13 protein-coding genes and 4 tRNA genes are annotated in these 15,964 nt (G+C 55.0%); 12 read left to right on the forward strand and 5 right to left on the reverse strand.

The features are described from left to right. Window position 1: 1 nt before the first annotated feature. The 10 genes from rffA to EQV24_RS23320 all read left to right on the forward strand — a co-directional run bounded on the left by rffA (window position 2) and on the right by EQV24_RS23320 (window position 7,693). Window positions 2-1,132 carry a dTDP-4-amino-4,6-dideoxygalactose transaminase gene (rffA, locus tag EQV24_RS23275; RefSeq protein WP_013099273.1) on the forward strand — a complete coding sequence of 377 codons (1,131 nt, stop codon included), beginning with the start codon at window positions 2-4 and terminating at the stop codon, window positions 1,130-1,132. A 1-nt stretch (window position 1,133) separates the two neighbouring features. Beyond that, window positions 1,134-2,384, forward strand: a complete 1,251-nt coding sequence (gene wzxE, locus EQV24_RS23280; RefSeq protein ID WP_130627093.1) for a lipid III flippase WzxE — start codon at window positions 1,134-1,136, stop codon at window positions 2,382-2,384. After that, on the forward strand, window positions 2,381-3,460 hold the full coding sequence (locus tag EQV24_RS23285; protein ID WP_130627094.1) for a TDP-N-acetylfucosamine:lipid II N-acetylfucosaminyltransferase: 1,080 nt from the start codon (window positions 2,381-2,383) through the stop codon (window positions 3,458-3,460). The genes wzxE and EQV24_RS23285 overlap by 4 nt, the downstream gene beginning before the upstream one ends. After that, on the forward strand, window positions 3,457-4,809 hold the full coding sequence (gene wzyE / locus EQV24_RS23290) for an ECA oligosaccharide polymerase (RefSeq protein WP_014833719.1): 1,353 nt from the start codon (window positions 3,457-3,459) through the stop codon (window positions 4,807-4,809). Before EQV24_RS23285 ends, wzyE begins: the two co-directional genes overlap by 4 nt. A gap of 12 nt (window positions 4,810-4,821) precedes the next feature. Next, window positions 4,822-5,562: a lipopolysaccharide N-acetylmannosaminouronosyltransferase gene (gene wecG / locus EQV24_RS23295; protein ID WP_013099269.1), complete on the forward strand. Its 741-nt coding sequence runs from the start codon at window positions 4,822-4,824 to the stop codon at window positions 5,560-5,562. A 197-nt stretch (window positions 5,563-5,759) separates the two neighbouring features. Beyond that, window positions 5,760-7,145: an amino acid permease gene (locus EQV24_RS23300; protein ID WP_013099268.1), complete on the forward strand. Its 1,386-nt coding sequence runs from the start codon at window positions 5,760-5,762 to the stop codon at window positions 7,143-7,145. A 102-nt stretch (window positions 7,146-7,247) separates the two neighbouring features. Next, window positions 7,248-7,324: transfer RNA gene (locus EQV24_RS23305), tRNA-Arg, on the forward strand. Between the two features lie 67 nt (window positions 7,325-7,391). Further along, window positions 7,392-7,467, forward strand: a tRNA-His gene (locus tag EQV24_RS23310). 20 nt (window positions 7,468-7,487) lie between these two features. Continuing rightward, window positions 7,488-7,574, forward strand: a tRNA-Leu gene (locus tag EQV24_RS23315). A gap of 42 nt (window positions 7,575-7,616) precedes the next feature. Beyond that, window positions 7,617-7,693, forward strand: a tRNA-Pro gene (locus EQV24_RS23320). A 538-nt stretch (window positions 7,694-8,231) separates the two neighbouring features. Here the strand turns inward: EQV24_RS23320 and hemY are convergent. Genes hemY through hemC form a run of 4 tightly spaced genes read right to left on the reverse strand, consistent with a single transcriptional unit; the run spans window position 8,232 to window position 12,330 of the window. Continuing rightward, a complete protein-coding gene (gene hemY / locus EQV24_RS23325; RefSeq protein WP_013099267.1) occupies window positions 8,232-9,431 on the reverse strand; it encodes a protoheme IX biogenesis protein HemY in 1,200 nt (399 codons plus the stop codon). A 2-nt stretch (window positions 9,432-9,433) separates the two neighbouring features. Continuing rightward, window positions 9,434-10,630, reverse strand: coding sequence for a uroporphyrinogen-III C-methyltransferase (gene hemX / locus EQV24_RS23330; RefSeq protein WP_044159144.1), 1,197 nt, complete (start codon window positions 10,628-10,630; stop codon window positions 9,434-9,436). A 21-nt stretch (window positions 10,631-10,651) separates the two neighbouring features. Further along, complete coding sequence (gene hemD / locus EQV24_RS23335; protein ID WP_130627095.1) at window positions 10,652-11,392, reverse strand: uroporphyrinogen-III synthase; 741 nt, start codon at window positions 11,390-11,392, stop codon at window positions 10,652-10,654. After that, on the reverse strand, window positions 11,389-12,330 hold the full coding sequence (gene hemC, locus EQV24_RS23340; RefSeq protein ID WP_032618596.1) for a hydroxymethylbilane synthase: 942 nt from the start codon (window positions 12,328-12,330) through the stop codon (window positions 11,389-11,391). The genes hemD and hemC overlap by 4 nt, the downstream gene beginning before the upstream one ends. A 350-nt stretch (window positions 12,331-12,680) precedes the next feature. Here hemC and cyaA point away from each other — a divergent pair, with 350 nt between their 5' ends. After that, window positions 12,681-15,224, forward strand: a complete 2,544-nt coding sequence (cyaA, locus tag EQV24_RS23345) for a class I adenylate cyclase (protein ID WP_062729356.1) — start codon at window positions 12,681-12,683, stop codon at window positions 15,222-15,224. A gap of 73 nt (window positions 15,225-15,297) precedes the next feature. Here the strand turns inward: cyaA and cyaY are convergent, their stop codons facing one another. Beyond that, on the reverse strand, window positions 15,298-15,618 hold the full coding sequence (gene cyaY / locus EQV24_RS23350; RefSeq protein WP_013099261.1) for an iron donor protein CyaY: 321 nt from the start codon (window positions 15,616-15,618) through the stop codon (window positions 15,298-15,300). Between the two features lie 135 nt (window positions 15,619-15,753). Between cyaY and EQV24_RS23355 the strand changes: the two genes are divergently transcribed. Then, window positions 15,754-15,957 carry a lipoprotein gene (locus tag EQV24_RS23355; RefSeq protein ID WP_013099260.1) on the forward strand — a complete coding sequence of 68 codons (204 nt, stop codon included), beginning with the start codon at window positions 15,754-15,756 and terminating at the stop codon, window positions 15,955-15,957. Window positions 15,958-15,964: the final 7 nt, after the last annotated feature.

Genomic DNA, 15,964 nt, shown 5'->3' on the forward strand with positions numbered 1-15,964 from the left:
GATGATTCCATTTAACGCACCACCCGTCGTGGGAACCGAACTCGACTATATGCAGTCTGCTATGGGCAGCGGCAAACTCTGCGGTGATGGTGGGTTTACCCGTCGCTGCCAGCAGTGGATGGAACAGCGTTTTCACAGCGCTAAAGTGCTGCTGACCCCTTCCTGTACGGCGTCGCTGGAAATGGCTGCGCTGTTGCTGGATATTCAGCCCGGTGATGAAGTCATTATGCCGAGCTACACCTTCGTCTCCACGGCAAACGCGTTTGTGTTACGCGGGGCGAAAATCGTCTTTGTGGATATTCGTCCGGACACCATGAATATCGATGAAACGCTGATTGAAGCGGCGATCACTGATAAAACGCGGGCGATTGTTCCGGTCCATTACGCGGGCGTGGCCTGTGAAATGGACACCATTATGGCGATCGCGAAAAAGCATAACCTGTTTGTGGTGGAAGATGCCGCTCAGGGCGTGATGTCCACCTACAAAGGACGCGCGCTCGGCACCATCGGCCACATCGGCTGCTTTAGCTTCCACGAAACCAAAAACTACACCGCAGGTGGTGAAGGTGGCGCGACGCTGATTAACGACCGCGCGCTGGTTGAGCGTGCGGAAGTGATCCGCGAAAAAGGCACCAACCGCAGCCAGTTCTTCCGTGGCCAGGTTGATAAGTATACCTGGCGCGATATTGGCTCAAGCTATCTGATGGCGGATCTGCAGGCGGCGTATCTGTGGGCACAGCTGGAGGCGGCAGAGCGCATTAACCTGCAGCGTTTGTCCCTGTGGCAGACCTATTACGACGCGCTGGCACCGCTGGCAAAAGTCGGGCGTATTGCGCTGCCGACCATTCCGGCAGACTGCGTCCACAATGCCCATATGTTCTATATCAAACTGCGCGATAACGACGATCGCAGCAAGCTGATTGCCTGGCTGAAAGAGGCTGAGATTATGGCGGTGTTCCACTACATTCCGCTGCACTCCAGCCCGGCCGGTGAAGCGTTCGGGACATTCGCGGGTGAAGACCGCTATACCACGAAAGAAAGTGAGCGTTTGCTTCGCTTGCCACTGTTCTACAACCTTGCGCCGGTTAACCAGCGTACGGTGATTAATACCCTTCTGAGCTATTTCGGCTGATATGTCTCTGGCAAAAGCATCGGTGTGGACCGCCGCGTCCACGCTTGTCAAAATTGGCGCCGGGCTGCTGGTCGTCAAGCTGCTGGCCGTCTCATTCGGCCCTTCTGGGGTGGGTCTGGCGGGTAATTTCCGCCAGCTTGTCACCGTCCTTGGGGTATTGGCTGGCGCCGGGATCTTCAACGGCGTTACGAAATACGTTGCACAGCATCAGGATGACGCAGCGCAGCTGTGCAAAGTCGTCGGCACATCGTCGGCGATGGTGTTAGGTTTCTCTACTCTGCTGGCCGCGGTGTTTCTGCTGGCGGCGGCCCCCATTAGTCAGGGGCTGTTTGGACACACGCATTATGAAGGGCTGGTGCGTCTGGTCGCTCTGGTTCAGATGGGGATCGCGTGGGCTAACCTGCTACTGGCGCTGATGAAAGGGTTTCGTGATGCTGCCGGGAACGCGCTTGCGCTGATCCTGGGCAGCGTTATAGGTGTTATCGCCTATTACTTCTGCTATCGCCTGGGCGGGTATGAAGGCGCGCTACTGGGTCTGGCGCTGGTACCTGCGTTAGTGGTCGTTCCGGCGGCGTTTATGCTCATGCGTCGTGGCGTTATCCCCTTAAGCTACCTGAAACCGCAGTGGGACAAGGTGCTTGCGGGTCAACTGGGTAAATTTACCCTGATGGCGCTCATTACCTCTGTTACGCTGCCGGTGGCTTACGTGATGATGCGAAACCTGCTGGCGGCGCATTACAGCTGGGATGAGGTGGGAATTTGGCAGGGCGTAAGTAGCATTTCTGACGCCTACCTCCAATTTATAACGGCTTCCTTTAGCGTCTGGTTGCTGCCAACCTTATCGCGTCTGAGCTCCCGACAGGATATTACCCGCGAGATTACCCGCTCGCTGCGTTTTGTACTTCCCGCCGTGGCGGCGGCCAGTTTTACCGTGTGGTTATTGCGCGATGTCGCCATCTGGCTGCTCTTTTCGGCGAAATTCATCGCCATGCGCGATCTGTTTGCCTGGCAGCTGGTGGGGGATGTACTGAAAGTAGGCGCTTACGTATTCGGGTATCTGGTGATTGCGAAAGCCTCGCTGCGTTTGTATATCCTGGCAGAGATAAGCCAGTTTACGCTCCTGACGGCGTTCTCACACTGGCTGATCCCGGCACACGGTGCACTGGGGGCGGCTCAGGCCTATATGGCAACCTATATCGTTTATTTCGCTGCCTGTTGCGGCGTATTTTTACTTTGGCGTAAACGCGCATGACTGCACTGATTCACATACTGGGATCGGATATCCCACACCATAACCAGACCGTTTTGCGGTTCTTCAACGATGAGCTGGCCCCGGGCAATCCCGATGCACGCGAGTTTATGGTTGCAGGCCAGGACAGGGGGCTGAGCGAGATGTGTCCGGCGCTGACGCTTACCTTCTGGCCGGATAAAGCCGCCCTGGCGAAGGCAGTTGTCGCGAAAGCGAAAGCGGATCGTGAGCAGCGCTTCTTCTTCCATGGACAATTTAATACCGGTCTGTGGCTGGCTCTCCTGAGCGGCGGGATTAAACCTTCCCAGTGCAGCTGGCATATCTGGGGAGCCGATCTCTATGAAGTCTCCCGCGGCTGGAAGTTCCGGCTCTTCTACCCGCTACGGCGTATGGCGCAGGGGCGGGTTGGCTGTGTTTTCGCCACCCGTGGCGATCTCAATTACTTCGCGAAACAGCACCCCAACGTTCGCGGTGAGTTGCTCTATTTCCCGACACGCATGAACCCGGCGCTGAATAACATGGCAAACGATACGCCGCGTGAGGGTAAGCTGACGATCCTGGTGGGTAACTCTGGCGATCGCAGCAACGAGCATATTGCTGCGCTGAAGGTGGTACATCAGCAGTTTGGTGACACGGTGAATGTCGTTGTGCCGATGGGCTATCCGGCCAACAATGATGCTTACATCAACGACGTTCGTCAGCAGGCTCTGGGATTGTTTAGCCCGGAGAATGTGAACATCCTGCGCGATAAGCTGGAATTTGATGAATATCTTGCGCTGCTTCGCCAGTGCGATCTCGGCTATTTCATCTTTGCCCGCCAGCAGGGAATTGGCACGCTGTGCCTGCTGATTCAGGCAGGCGTTCCCTGTGTGCTTAATCGCGATAATCCGTTCTGGCAGGATATGGCTGAACAACACATTCCGGTGCTGTTCACCACGGATACCCTGAACGTGGAGGTGGTACGCGAAGCTCAGCGTCAACTGGCGCTGGTGGATAAAAGTACCATCGATTTCTTTAGTCCGAACTACCTTACGCCGTGGCACCGTGCGCTGCGTATCGCTTCAGGAGACAACGCATGAGCCAGTTGCAATTCAGCGGCTTGTTAGTGGTATGGCTTCTGAGCACGCTATTTATCGCCACTCTGACCTGGTTTGAGTTCCGCCGCGTGCGTTTTAACTTTAACGTCTTCTTCTCGTTACTGTTTCTTCTGACCTTCTTCTTCGGTTTTCCGCTGACCAGTATTCTGGTTTTCCGTTTTGACGTGAGTGTCGCGCCGCCGGAAATCCTGCTCCAGGCACTCTTGTCGGCGACCTGCTTCTATGCGGTGTACTACGTCACCTATAAAACGCGTCTGCGTGCGGTGAAAGCGAGTGCGCCGCGTCGTCCGCTGTTCACCATGAACAGGGTAGAGACCCATCTGACGTGGGTAATGCTGATGACCATCGCGCTGGTCAGCGTGGGGATCTTCTTCATGCATAACGGCTTTTTGCTGTTTAAGCTGCACTCCTACAGTCAGATTTTTTCTGCCGAAGTTTCGGGCGTGGCGCTTAAGCGCTTCTTCTATTTCTTCATCCCGGCAATGCTGGTGATCTTTTTCCTGCGCCAGGACAGTAAGGCCTGGCTCTTCTTCCTGGTGAGCACGGTCGCCTTTGGTTTCCTGACCTACATGATTGTGGGTGGGACGCGCGCCAACATTATTATCGCCTTTGCGATTTTCCTGTTTATCGGCATCATTCGCGGGTGGATCTCCCTGTGGATGCTGGCGGCAGCGGGCGTGTTTGGCATTGTGGGGATGTTCTGGCTGGCCCTTAAGCGCTATGGACTGAACGTGGCCGGTGACGAAGCGTTTTACACCTTCCTGTATCTCACGCGCGACACCTTCTCGCCGTGGGAAAACCTCGCTTTACTGCTGCAAAACTACGACAAGATCGATTTCCAGGGGCTGGCGCCCATTGTGCGTGACTTCTATGTGTTTATCCCGTCGTGGCTGTGGCCTGACCGCCCGGGTGCCGTGCTCAACACAGCGAACTACTTCACCTGGGAAGTGCTGAACAACCATTCAGGTCTGGCCATTTCCCCTACGCTGATTGGTTCGCTGGTGGTAATGGGCGGAAGCTGGTTTATTCTGCCGGGCGCGGTTGTGGTAGGGCTGATTATCAAATGGTTTGACTGGCTCTATGTGCTCGGCAACGAAGAGACTAACCGCTACAAGGCCGCCATTTTGCACAGTTTCTGCTTTGGTGCCATTTTCAATATGATCGTTCTGGCGCGCGAGGGGCTGGATTCCTTCGTCTCGCGCGTGGTTTTCTTCATGGTCGTTTTCGGCGTCTGCCTGCTGCTGGCCAAACTGCTGTACTGGCTGTTTGACAGTGCAGGGCTTGTGCATAAGCGCGAGCCACAGGGCAGCAGAACGCTGTCGCAAGTCTGAGTAAGGATAGTCATGACCGACACAACCTCTGCACCGCGCTACGCGCTGCGTGGCCTGCAGCTTATTGGCTGGCGCGATATGCAACACGCGCTGGATTTTCTCTTTGCGGGTGGCCAGATGAAATCCGGTACGCTGGTCGCCATCAATGCGGAGAAGATGCTGGCGGTAGAAGATAACGCTGAAGTCAGAAGTCTGATCGAGGCCGCCGAGTTTAAATACGCGGACGGTATCAGCGTGGTACGCTCGATCCGCAAAAAGTTTCCTGGTGCTAATGTTTCACGCGTCGCGGGGGCCGATCTCTGGGAACAGCTGATGGCACGTGCAGGGGCAGAAGGCACGCCCGTATTTCTTATTGGCGGTAAGCCTGAGGTCCTGGCACAGACCGAGCAGAAGCTGCGGCGTCAGTGGAATGTTAATATTGTGGGTAGCCAGGACGGCTATTTTAAACCCGAGGACCGGCAGGCGCTGTTTGACCGCGTGCGCGACAGCGGGGCGAAAATTGTCACCGTGGCGATGGGCTCACCGCGCCAGGAAATTTTGATGCGTGATTGCCGTCTGGTTTGCCCGGATGCCCTCTATATGGGCGTCGGCGGGACCTATGACGTCTTCACTGGCCATGTAAAACGTGCGCCGAAGGTATGGCAAAACCTGGGACTGGAGTGGCTGTACCGCCTGCTGTCGCAACCAACACGTATTAAACGCCAGCTCCGTCTGCTGCGTTATCTCGCCTGGCACTACACCGGAAAAATGTAATCAAAATGTAGCGCGATATGCTGTTCGCGCTGCAACTCCCCTGCAAAACTGCTGCGAAACTGTGCAATGCATTTATTTTTTTAATGCATTGTTTGCCATTTTGCAGAATTTAAGAAACCATTCGCTCCGTATTTTAGTACCCCTAAAAAACAATACCTGGTATTAAGCCGGGAAACAGCAAACACAACCGAGGATCTATGGCAGAGAAAAAACCGGAGCTACAGCGTGGGCTGGAAGCTCGTCATATTGAACTGATAGCGCTGGGCGGCACTATTGGTGTGGGCCTGTTTATGGGCTCTGCAAGCACGCTCAAATGGGCTGGGCCATCCGTTCTGCTGGCATATATTATTGCTGGCCTGTTCGTTTTCTTCATCATGCGTTCAATGGGCGAAATGCTCTTCCTGGAGCCAGTGACCGGCTCTTTCGCCGTCTATGCGCACCGCTACATGAGCCCGTTCTTCGGCTATCTGACGGCCTGGTCATACTGGTTTATGTGGATGGCGGTGGGTATCTCGGAGATTACCGCAATCGGGGTGTATGTGCAGTTCTGGTTCCCGGATATGGTCCAGTGGATACCGGCGCTGATTGCTGTGGGGCTGGTGGCAATGGCAAACCTGGCAGCCGTTCGCCTTTATGGTGAAATCGAGTTCTGGTTTGCGATGATTAAAGTCACCACCATCATCGTGATGATTGTGGTTGGACTCGGCGTCATCTTCTTCGGCTTTGGCAACGGTGGTCACGCGATTGGCTTCGGTAACCTGACCGAACACGGCGGCTTCTTCGCTGGTGGCTGGAAAGGCTTCCTGACGGCGCTGTGTATCGTTGTCGCGTCCTATCAGGGCGTTGAGCTTATCGGTATTACAGCCGGTGAAGCGAAGAACCCGCAGGTCACGCTGCGTAGTGCAGTGGGTAAGGTGCTGTGGCGTATCCTGATTTTCTATGTGGGGGCGATCTTCGTTATCGTGACCATCTTCCCGTGGAATGAGATCGGCACGACAGGCAGCCCGTTTGTCTTAACATTCGCGAAGATTGGTATTACGGCGGCGGCAGGTATCATCAACTTTGTCGTCCTGACGGCGGCGTTGTCTGGCTGTAACAGCGGAATGTACAGCTGCGGTCGTATGCTCTATGCGCTTTCGAAGAATAACCAATTGCCTGCGGCAATGAGTAAAGTGTCCCGCGCGGGTGTGCCTGTTGCGGGTGTGGCGGTGTCGATTGCCATCCTGCTGATTGGCTCATGCCTGAACTACATTATTCCAAATCCGCAGCGCGTATTTGTTTATGTCTACAGCGCCAGCGTGCTGCCGGGGATGGTGCCGTGGTTCGTTATTCTGATCAGCCAGCTGCGTTTCCGCCATGCGCATAAACAGGCGATTGCCAGCCATCCGTTCCGCTCGATTCTGTTCCCGTATGCGAACTATTTGACGATGGCGTTCCTGATTTGCGTATTAATCGGGATGTACTTTAATGATGATACCCGCATGTCGCTGTTTGTCGGGATGATCTTCCTGGCGGCAGTCACTGCAGCCTATAAGCTATTTGGGCTGGGGCGCCGCGTCACCACGCAGAAAGTGGAGGAATAAGCGGCAAAATGTGCAAACCATAACCAAACGCGCATTTTTTTCAAAAAAGCACTAGACAGCGGGGTCGGAGGTACGTAATATCCAGCCCCGCAACGGCGCTAAGCGCCCGTAGCTCAGCTGGATAGAGCGCTGCCCTCCGGAGGCAGAGGTCTCAGGTTCGAATCCTGTCGGGCGCGCCATTTTAGTCCCGGCGCTAGAGCTGCGGTGGTCTGAGAAGTAGTCAGTACCGCGTGAAAGAATACAGTGGTGGCTATAGCTCAGTTGGTAGAGCCCTGGATTGTGATTCCAGTTGTCGTGGGTTCGAATCCCATTAGCCACCCCATTATTGAAGAGTTGTGAATTGCGAAGGTGGCGGAATTGGTAGACGCGCTAGCTTCAGGTGTTAGTGTTCTTACGGACGTGGGGGTTCAAGTCCCCCCCCTCGCACCACGACTTTAATGAATTGAACTAAAAATTCAAAAAGCAGTACATCGGCGAGTAGCGCAGCTTGGTAGCGCAACTGGTTTGGGACCAGTGGGTCGGAGGTTCGAATCCTCTCTCGCCGACCAATTTTGAACCCCGCTTCGGCGGGGTTTTTTGTTTTCTGCGGCTTTTCACCTCTGTATCCATTCCCCGACATACGCGTTTCCTGTTGTCGCGAACCAGCGACACTTAATTAATTGAAAACTAAAATAATATTTCATCAGCGTCTTAACCGTCTCTTTCTGACGACACTTCTGCGCTTTTACCGATATCTTATGGTGCGTCAGACGGGTCTTAGCAGCAGAAATTCCTTTTATCTTAAAATGTTGCGCGATGTAAAATTTCTTCGTGTAACGTTGGCATGTAACGTGCAATAATATACGTGTAGATGCTCATTCCATCTCTTATGTTCGCCTTCGTGCCTCATAAACTCAGGAATGATGCAGAGCCATTTACGGTGCTTATCGTCCACTGACAGATGTCGCTTCGGCCTCATCAGACACCATGGGCATAACGTTGAGTGAAGCACCAAATATGTTGTCTTACAGACCTGTTTTAACGCCTGCTCTTATAGCAGGCGTTTTTTTATGCCTAAAAAAGGAGGCCGTCTGGCCTCCTTGATAATTACTGCTGCGTTCCGTTGTTCTGTAGCGTTAGCAGAAGCCCGTCGCGCCGCATGGCGGCAGCTTCTTCCGGTTTATGCTGCTTGTCGAGCGTATCGGCAAGCCACGCATAGTCAAACGCGTCCGGGCGCTGTTTTAACGCCGCACGGAAGGCGAGGCTCGCCTCCTGCCATTCACCGTGTTTCATCAGCGACTGGCCCAGCGTGCTCCAGAGCAGCGGACGATCGCCAACGGTTTTGATCTGTTGACGCAGCACTTTTTCGATTTGCTCAGGGTTGTTGGTTTTCAGACGCGGGATCACCATGACCAGACGATCGTCGTACTGGCGCTTCAGACCGTCGAGGAGGATCTCCTGAGCCGTGTCATGATCGTCACATTCAATCAGGTGTTCCGCCATTGCCACCTGCAGAGGAACCTGCTGACGTGTTTTGCGGCTCTGATTCTTCCACCAGGTTTTCAGACCATCGCTGCCCAGATCGGCACGCGCCTGATCCATCAAACCAATCCACGCCATGCGCTGGAGTTCGTCACGATGTTCATCATCACCCACGTCGGCTTTCGCCATCGAAGGAATAATGTCCAGCAGTGAACCCCAGGCACCGGTACGGATATAGGCCTGCTCGGCAAGGCGCAGCACTTCAGGGTGGCGAGGAGTGATTTCCAGCAGACGGTCAACGCCGTGGCGAGCCGCATGGTTTTCATTACGTGCCAGCTGCAGGCGAACGCGAGTGATCTCAACCGGGATCTGGTTGTCGGACGCCATCTCCGATGCGCGCTCCAGATGCTGATTTGCACGGGCCTCGTCACCACGCTGTTGAGCTGCTTCAGCAGCCAACAGATAGTTCACGACGGGTTGTTCGGCGTGATCGGCGTTTTTGGACATCAGCTTTTCCACCTGCTGATAGTCGCCCTCGGCGAGCTTAATCAGCGCCTGCTCGGTCTGCTTACGGGCGCGACGGCGCTTGCGGCCAACGAACCAGCCACGGGTATGGGCACCGGTGCGGAAAATACGGCGCAGGATCCACTCCAGCGCCAGCAGCACCACAACGCCCAGGATCAGAATGATCACCAGACCCGTTACGCTGGTTTCGATGTTGTAATTGTCGGTCTGGATCAACACGTATCCCTGGTGACCGGCAAGCATCGGCCCAAGGACGATCCCGGCGATCAGCAGGATAAAGAGTAAGAGTACTTTAAGCATCGTTACTCTCCTTGTGGGGCGCTTTCAGGCGCGGGCGCGGCGGCTGGTGCAGGTTCACCCGTCTGCTCAGCCGGAACGCCCGGCTGTGCCAGCAGGTTACGTACGCGCGTTTGCATCAGCTTTTCCAGAATCGGCTGGCTGGCCAGTTTATCCGGCACGTTCATGGTGATGTTCTGCTGACTCAGTTTGTCGATGTCATCGAGGAACGCCGTGGTGGTGGCATCATCGGTATCGTAGTAAGCACGTACCCATGTGGAGACGTTATCCAGCGCCTGTTTGTAGGTCTCTTCCTGATGACGTGGCACGGCCTGGGCCGCGACCAGCAGACGGGAACGAATGTTCTCACGCAGGTAGATATCCTGGTTCGGCGCTAACAGCGGCACGGCGGTTTCATCACGGCGACGAATGGTGATGAAGCTGTCCATAAAGTTCTGCCAGCTTTTTTGCAGGTTTACACGCCACTCGCTCAGGGAGCTGGACAGTTCGGTGCCGTCGGAATCCATGGGAGAATCGTCGTCGTTGTTATCTGCCAGCTGCAGGTTATCAATCTGGTTCGAGAGCTGATTTACCTTGAGGATGATGCCGTCATAATCCACCTGAGAAACGGCGGAGAGGCTGGCGATGTCTTCGGTAATGGCGCGACGTGCAGTGATGAGGCTTGGATCGTTCATGTCCGCCAGGCTCGCATCTGCGCTTTTCAGCAGAGCGGCGGCGGTGGTGACATCCTGATCGCTCCAGAGCTTACGCCCGGCCAGTTTCACCAGAAAATCGGCCTGAGAAAGCAGCCATGTTTTGGCATCGGTACCGGAAATGGAGGCCACTTTTTGCTGCACTTCGTCCAGCTGTTTGGTTAGCTCTTCCTGTTTGCTGTTCGCATCGGCAAGCGCGGCGGCCTGCTGTTTGATGACGCCTTCCAGCTCGGTTTTTTGTGTCTCCTGCGCTTTTTGCAGCGCAGCGAGCTGATTAACCAGCGCGTCGCTGGTTGCCGTCTGATTGGTGCTTTGCTGTTTCACCAGACCGTAGAGGCTGACGCCTGCTGCCAGCGCAATGGCGATGGCAATCGCGCTCAGCGCAAGGCTGGTCTTGTTGCTGCCGTTTTTCTTCTCAACGGTTTTCTCAGTCGTTTCTGACTGTGGCGTCATGTCCACAGTCTCCCTGGTCTCTTCAACCACGGCGGAGGATTTGTCGTGTTCCGTCATTATGGCATCCCATTATGAGAGTTATTGTAATGCGCGCAGCAGCGCATCGTTGTCGGCGTTATCAGCGATCCGAATATCTTGCCAGCCCAGTTCCCGGGCGAGGTTCGCCAGACGCTCACTGACGACCAAAAGCCGACAGTGGAGTAACCAGTTTTCACGATACCAAAGCGGCACCAGCGACCAGAGTTGCTGCAGCATTTCGCCGCTGGTCACCACCAGCGTTGTAATGCCGCGCGTATGCCAGCGCATCGCCTCTTGTGCACCATCGTAATGTTTTGCACAGCGTTGATAACATTCGCAAAACGTGACGTCAGCTCCGCGTTCACGCAGCGTTTCGCCTAACAGTTCGCGTCCGCCGTTACCGCGTAAAATCAGCGCACGTTTTCCGATTAGGGTTTGTAATTCAGGTAATTGTAGCAAGACTTCGCTGGTTTCCCGATCTAACGGGTAACGCACATCTGCTCCACTTACGGTATGCAGCGCCAGGGCGGTAGAACGGCCAATCGCAAAATAGCGTGGCGCGGTAGGCCAGTTCAGTCCCTGCTGCTGTAGCTGCGCATGGGCAAATTCCACGGCATGTTGCGACAAGGCAAACAGCAGGTCGCCTTCCTGATGGATATCCATATGGTCGGCGAGCGCGGACAGCTCCCGACCCGGGGAGAATTCAATAAGCGGAAAACTCCAGGCCACCTGCCCCAGTGCGCGCAGACGGCTCACTAACTGCTCTCCTGCGGGAGAAGGGCGGGTGACGAGAATACTCATGCAGGGGGCTCTCCATCGTAAACGTCAGCCAGAATCTCGCGGGCACCGTTATCCAGTAACTCTTCCGCCAGCGAAACGCCAAGCTGCTCAGCATCTTGCGGTTTACCGCGGCGCTCACCGCGTACCATCTGCGAACCGTCCGGCGCGCCAACCAGCGCACGCAGCCACAGTTCACCGTTAATTAATTCAGCATAGCTGCCAATCGGCACCTGGCACCCCCCTTCAAGGCGGGTATTCATCGCACGCTCGGCTTTGACGCGAATGGCCGTCTCGTCATGATTCAGCGGCGCAAGCAGTTCACGGGTACGCCTGTCATCCAGACGGCACTCAATACCTACAGCGCCCTGTCCCACGGCCGGCAAAGAGAGCTCCGGTGGCAACGCGACGCGAATGCGTGACTCCAGCCCCAGACGCTTAAGTCCTGCTACCGCGAGGATAATGGCATCGTAATCGCCGTTATCCAGCTTGCCCAGACGCGTGCCGACGTTACCGCGCAGCGAGCGTATGATCAGATCCGGACGGCGTTCAGCCAACTGACACTGGCGGCGTAAACTGGACGTGCCAACCACGCTGCCTTTGGGCAACGCATCAAGCGAGTCAAACTGGTTAGAGACAAACGCATCGCGCGGATCCTCGCGCTCGCAAATGGTCACCAGTCCCAGCCCTTCCGGGAACTCGACGGGCACGTCTTTCATCGAATGCACGGCGATATCGGCGCGGTTCTCAAGCAATGCCAGTTCCAGTTCTTTGACAAACAAGCCTTTGCCGCCCACTTTCGCCAGCGGCGTATCAAGGATCACATCGCCGCGCGTGACCATGGGCACCAGCTCGACGCGCAAGCCGCTGTGGCAGGCTTCCAGGCGCTGCTTAACATAATGTGCCTGCCAGAGCGCAAGAGGGCTTTGGCGTGTGGCAATTCTCAAAACATTGTCTAACATGCTTGTTACCGTCATTATCAATCGCTAACCATCCTAACATTGTTGACTCTGGGATGGCAGTTTTACGGTGATGAAGAAGAGAGGGACAGGGCGGGAGTTCTCGTCAGCCACAGCCGTATTAAGGAATTTACACGTACAGAACGGTGCTACACTTTGTATGTAGCGCAACTTTCTTTACGGTCAATCGGCAAGGTGTTAAATTGATCACGTTTTAGACCATTTTTTCGTCGGTACCAGCATAATGATAAGGGCGAAAAAGGGTAACGGTTATCTTTTTGAAATACTGCGGGCTCGCTGTTATTTTGGTTTTTGAATAGCTTGCGACACCCGGAAACATCAGGCGATACGTCTTGTACCTCTATATTGAGACTCTGAAACAGAGACTGGATGCCATCAATCAACTGCGTGTGGATCGCGCGCTTGCTGCCATGGGCCCTGCTTTCCAGCAGGTATACAGTCTGCTGCCGACATTATTGCACTATCACCATCCGCTGATGCCGGGTTACCTTGACGGTAACGTTCCCAAGGGCATTTGCCTTTTCACGCCTGATGAAACCCAACAGCATTATCTCAACGAACTTGAACTCTACCGTGGCATGCCGCCGCAGGAATCCCCGAAAGGTGAACTGCCTATCACCGGCGTTTACTCCATGGGGAGCACCTCTTCGGTAGGGCAAAGCTGTTCGTCTGACCTGGACATCTGGGTCTGTCATCAATCCTGGCTCGATAACGAAGAGCGTCAGTTGCTGCAGCGTAAATGTAGCCTGCTGGAAAGCTGGGCGGCATCGCTTGGCGTGGAAGTGAGCTTCTTCCTGATTGATGAAAACCGTTTCCGCCATAACGAAAGCGGCAGTCTGGGTGGTGAGGACTGTGGCTCCACGCAGCACATTTTATTGCTGGACGAATTTTACCGTACGGCAGTGCGTCTGGCCGGGAAGCGTATTCTGTGGAATATGGTCCCGTGCGAAGAAGAAGAGCATTACGATGATTACGTGATGTCGCTCTACGCGCAGGGCGTACTGACGCCAAACGAATGGCTGGATTTGGGCGGCCTGAGCTCCCTGTCAGCCGAAGAGTACTTTGGCGCGAGCCTCTGGCAGCTTTATAAGAGCATCGACTCACCATACAAAGCGGTGCTGAAAACGTTGTTGCTCGAAGCCTATTCCTGGGAATACCCAACCCCACGCCTGCTGGCGAAAGATATCAAGCAGCGTCTGCACGACGGGGAGATTGTCTCCTTTGGGCTTGACGCCTACTGCATGATGCTGGAACGCGTTACCGAGTACCTGAAAGCCATTGATGACACCACGCGTCTCGACCTGGTGCGTCGATGTTTCTATCTCAAAGTTTGTGAGAAATTGAGCCGCGAACGCGCCTGCGTGGGCTGGCGTCGTGAAGTGGTCTCTCAGCTCGTCAAAGAGTGGGGATGGGGCGAAGAGCGTCTCTCCATGCTCGACAATCGCGCCAACTGGAAAATCGATCAGGTGCGTGAAGCGCACAACGAACTGCTTGATGCGATGATGCAAAGCTACCGTAACCTGATCCGCTTTGCGCGCCGTAACAACCTCAGCGTGTCCGCCAGCCCGCAGGACATCGGGGTACTGACCCGCAAACTGTATGCCGCATTTGAAGCGCTGCCGGGCAAAGTTACCCTGGTTAACCCGCAAATTTCGCCCGATCTGTCAGAGCCAAACCTGACCTTTATCTATGTGCCGCCGGGCCGCGCGAACCGCACCGGGTGGTATCTGTATAACCGTGCCCCAAGCATGGATTCGATCGTTAGCCATCAGCCGCTGGAGTATAACCGTTACCTGAATAAGCTGGTGGCCTGGGCCTGGTTTAACGGCCTGCTGACCTCTCGCACCCGCCTGTTTATCAAAGGCAACGAGGTGGTCGATTTAGCCAAACTGCAGGAGATGGTGGCGGATGTCTCCCATCACTTCCCGCTGCGTCTGCCGGCACCCACGCCAAAAGCGCTATACAGCCCGTGTGAAATTCGCCATCTGGCGATTATCGTCAACCTGGAATATGACCCGACGGCGGCCTTCCGCAATCAGGTCGTGCATTTTGATTTCCGCAAGCTGGACGTCTTCAGCTTTGGCGAGCAGCAAAACTGCCTGGTCGGCAGCGTGGATCTGCTGTACCGCAACTCGTGGAACGAAGTGCGTACGCTGCACTTCAACGGCGAGCAGGCGATGATCGAAGCGTTGAAAACCATTCTCGGTAAGATGCACCAGGATGCCGCGCCGCCGGACAGCGTGGAAGTGTTCTGCTACAGCCAGCACCTGCGTGGTTTGATTCGTACCCGCGTGCAGCAGTTAGTTTCAGAGTGTATTGAGCTGCGTCTTTCCAGTACCCGTCAGGAAACGGGTCGCTTTAAAGCGCTGCGTGTTTCAGGGCAAACCTGGGGTCTGTTCTTCGAACGCCTGAACGTGTCGGTGCAGAAGCTGGAGAACGCCATTGAGTTTTACGGCGCGATTTCCCACAACAAACTGCATGGTCTGTCGGTTCAGGTGGAGACCAACCACGTCAAGTTGCCGCAGGTGGTGGATGGATTTGCCAGTGAAGGGATTATCCAGTTCTTCTTTGAAGAGTCGGGAGACGATGCTGGTTTCAACATCTATATTCTTGATGAGACCAACCGCGCAGAGGTGTATCACCACTGCGAAGGCAGTAAAGAGGAGCTGGTGCGTGACGTTAGCCGCTTCTACTCCTCATCACACGACCGCTTCACCTACGGCTCCAGCTTCATCAACTTCAATCTGCCGCAGTTCTACCAGATTGTTAATGTCGATGGCCGTGCGCAGGTGATTCCGTTCCGTACTCAGGCCGTCACGCCTGCCGTGCCTGCGAATCAGGATACCGCACCGCTGTTGCAGCAGTATTTCTCGTGATGCTTTTCGCCGGGTGGCTACGTTCCGAGCCGTTGTAGGCCCGGTAAGGCGTAGCCGCCACCGGGCAACAACACTACCTGAAACTCACGTCTTCACCCGCCTGCGCGGTTGCAGCCTGCTCCAGCAGATCCCAGAAGGTTTCGCCGCTACGGTCACAAACCCATTCATCCCCTTTCAGATCGAAATGGTAGCCACCCTGTCTGGCCGCCAGCCATACCTGGTGAAGCGGCTCCTGGCGGTTAATAATAATTTTGCTGCCGTTTTCGAAACTGAGGGTCAGGATACCGCCGTTGATTTCACAATCGATATCGCTGTCGCCTTCCCAGTCGTCCAGGCGCTCTTCAATGGTCATCCACAGGGTGTCGGCAAGGCGATGGAATTCACTGTCGTTCATGGTTTTGTTCCTGTTTTTCGTGATGCCGGCAGTATAACCCTAAATAATTCCCGTTGCAGGAAAGCGGCAAACTCTTGCTTTTGTGTCTTCTCCTGCGATGATAGAAACAGATTTGAACTTACGGGCAACTTTATAATGAAAAACGCTTTCCGAACGCTTGCCGTTCTCATCACGCTGTTTAGTCTGACTGGCTGTGGGCTGAAGGGGCCGCTGTACTTCCCGCCAGCGGATAAAACCGCGCCGCCGCCGACGAAACCTGTGAACAGCGGCATTGAGTCATCTACGCCAGACACTAACGATCGTGGCAACAACGGTGGCCCGACTCAGGTTAATCTCTGACGATCAC

Origin of the sequence: Enterobacter sp. A8 (assembly GCF_004296595.1) — a bacterium.
Taxonomy (GTDB): domain Bacteria; phylum Pseudomonadota; class Gammaproteobacteria; order Enterobacterales; family Enterobacteriaceae; genus Enterobacter; species Enterobacter cloacae.

Coding starts and splice junctions, on each gene's coding strand:
- wzyE (WP_014833719.1), top strand. CDS start 3,457: ATGAGCCAGTTGCAATTCAGCGGCTTGTTAGTGGTATGGCTTCTGAGC.
- EQV24_RS23300 (WP_013099268.1), top strand. CDS start 5,760: ATGGCAGAGAAAAAACCGGAGCTACAGCGTGGGCTGGAAGCTCGTCAT.
- rffA (WP_013099273.1), top strand. CDS start 2: ATGATTCCATTTAACGCACCACCCGTCGTGGGAACCGAACTCGACTAT.
- wecG (WP_013099269.1), top strand. CDS start 4,822: ATGACCGACACAACCTCTGCACCGCGCTACGCGCTGCGTGGCCTGCAG.
- hemX (WP_044159144.1), bottom strand. CDS start 10,630: ATGACGGAACACGACAAATCCTCCGCCGTGGTTGAAGAGACCAGGGAG.
- wzxE (WP_130627093.1), top strand. CDS start 1,134: ATGTCTCTGGCAAAAGCATCGGTGTGGACCGCCGCGTCCACGCTTGTC.
- EQV24_RS23355 (WP_013099260.1), top strand. CDS start 15,754: ATGAAAAACGCTTTCCGAACGCTTGCCGTTCTCATCACGCTGTTTAGT.
- EQV24_RS23285 (WP_130627094.1), top strand. CDS start 2,381: ATGACTGCACTGATTCACATACTGGGATCGGATATCCCACACCATAAC.
- hemD (WP_130627095.1), bottom strand. CDS start 11,392: ATGAGTATTCTCGTCACCCGCCCTTCTCCCGCAGGAGAGCAGTTAGTG.
- hemC (WP_032618596.1), bottom strand. CDS start 12,330: ATGTTAGACAATGTTTTGAGAATTGCCACACGCCAAAGCCCTCTTGCG.
- cyaY (WP_013099261.1), bottom strand. CDS start 15,618: ATGAACGACAGTGAATTCCATCGCCTTGCCGACACCCTGTGGATGACC.
- hemY (WP_013099267.1), bottom strand. CDS start 9,431: ATGCTTAAAGTACTCTTACTCTTTATCCTGCTGATCGCCGGGATCGTC.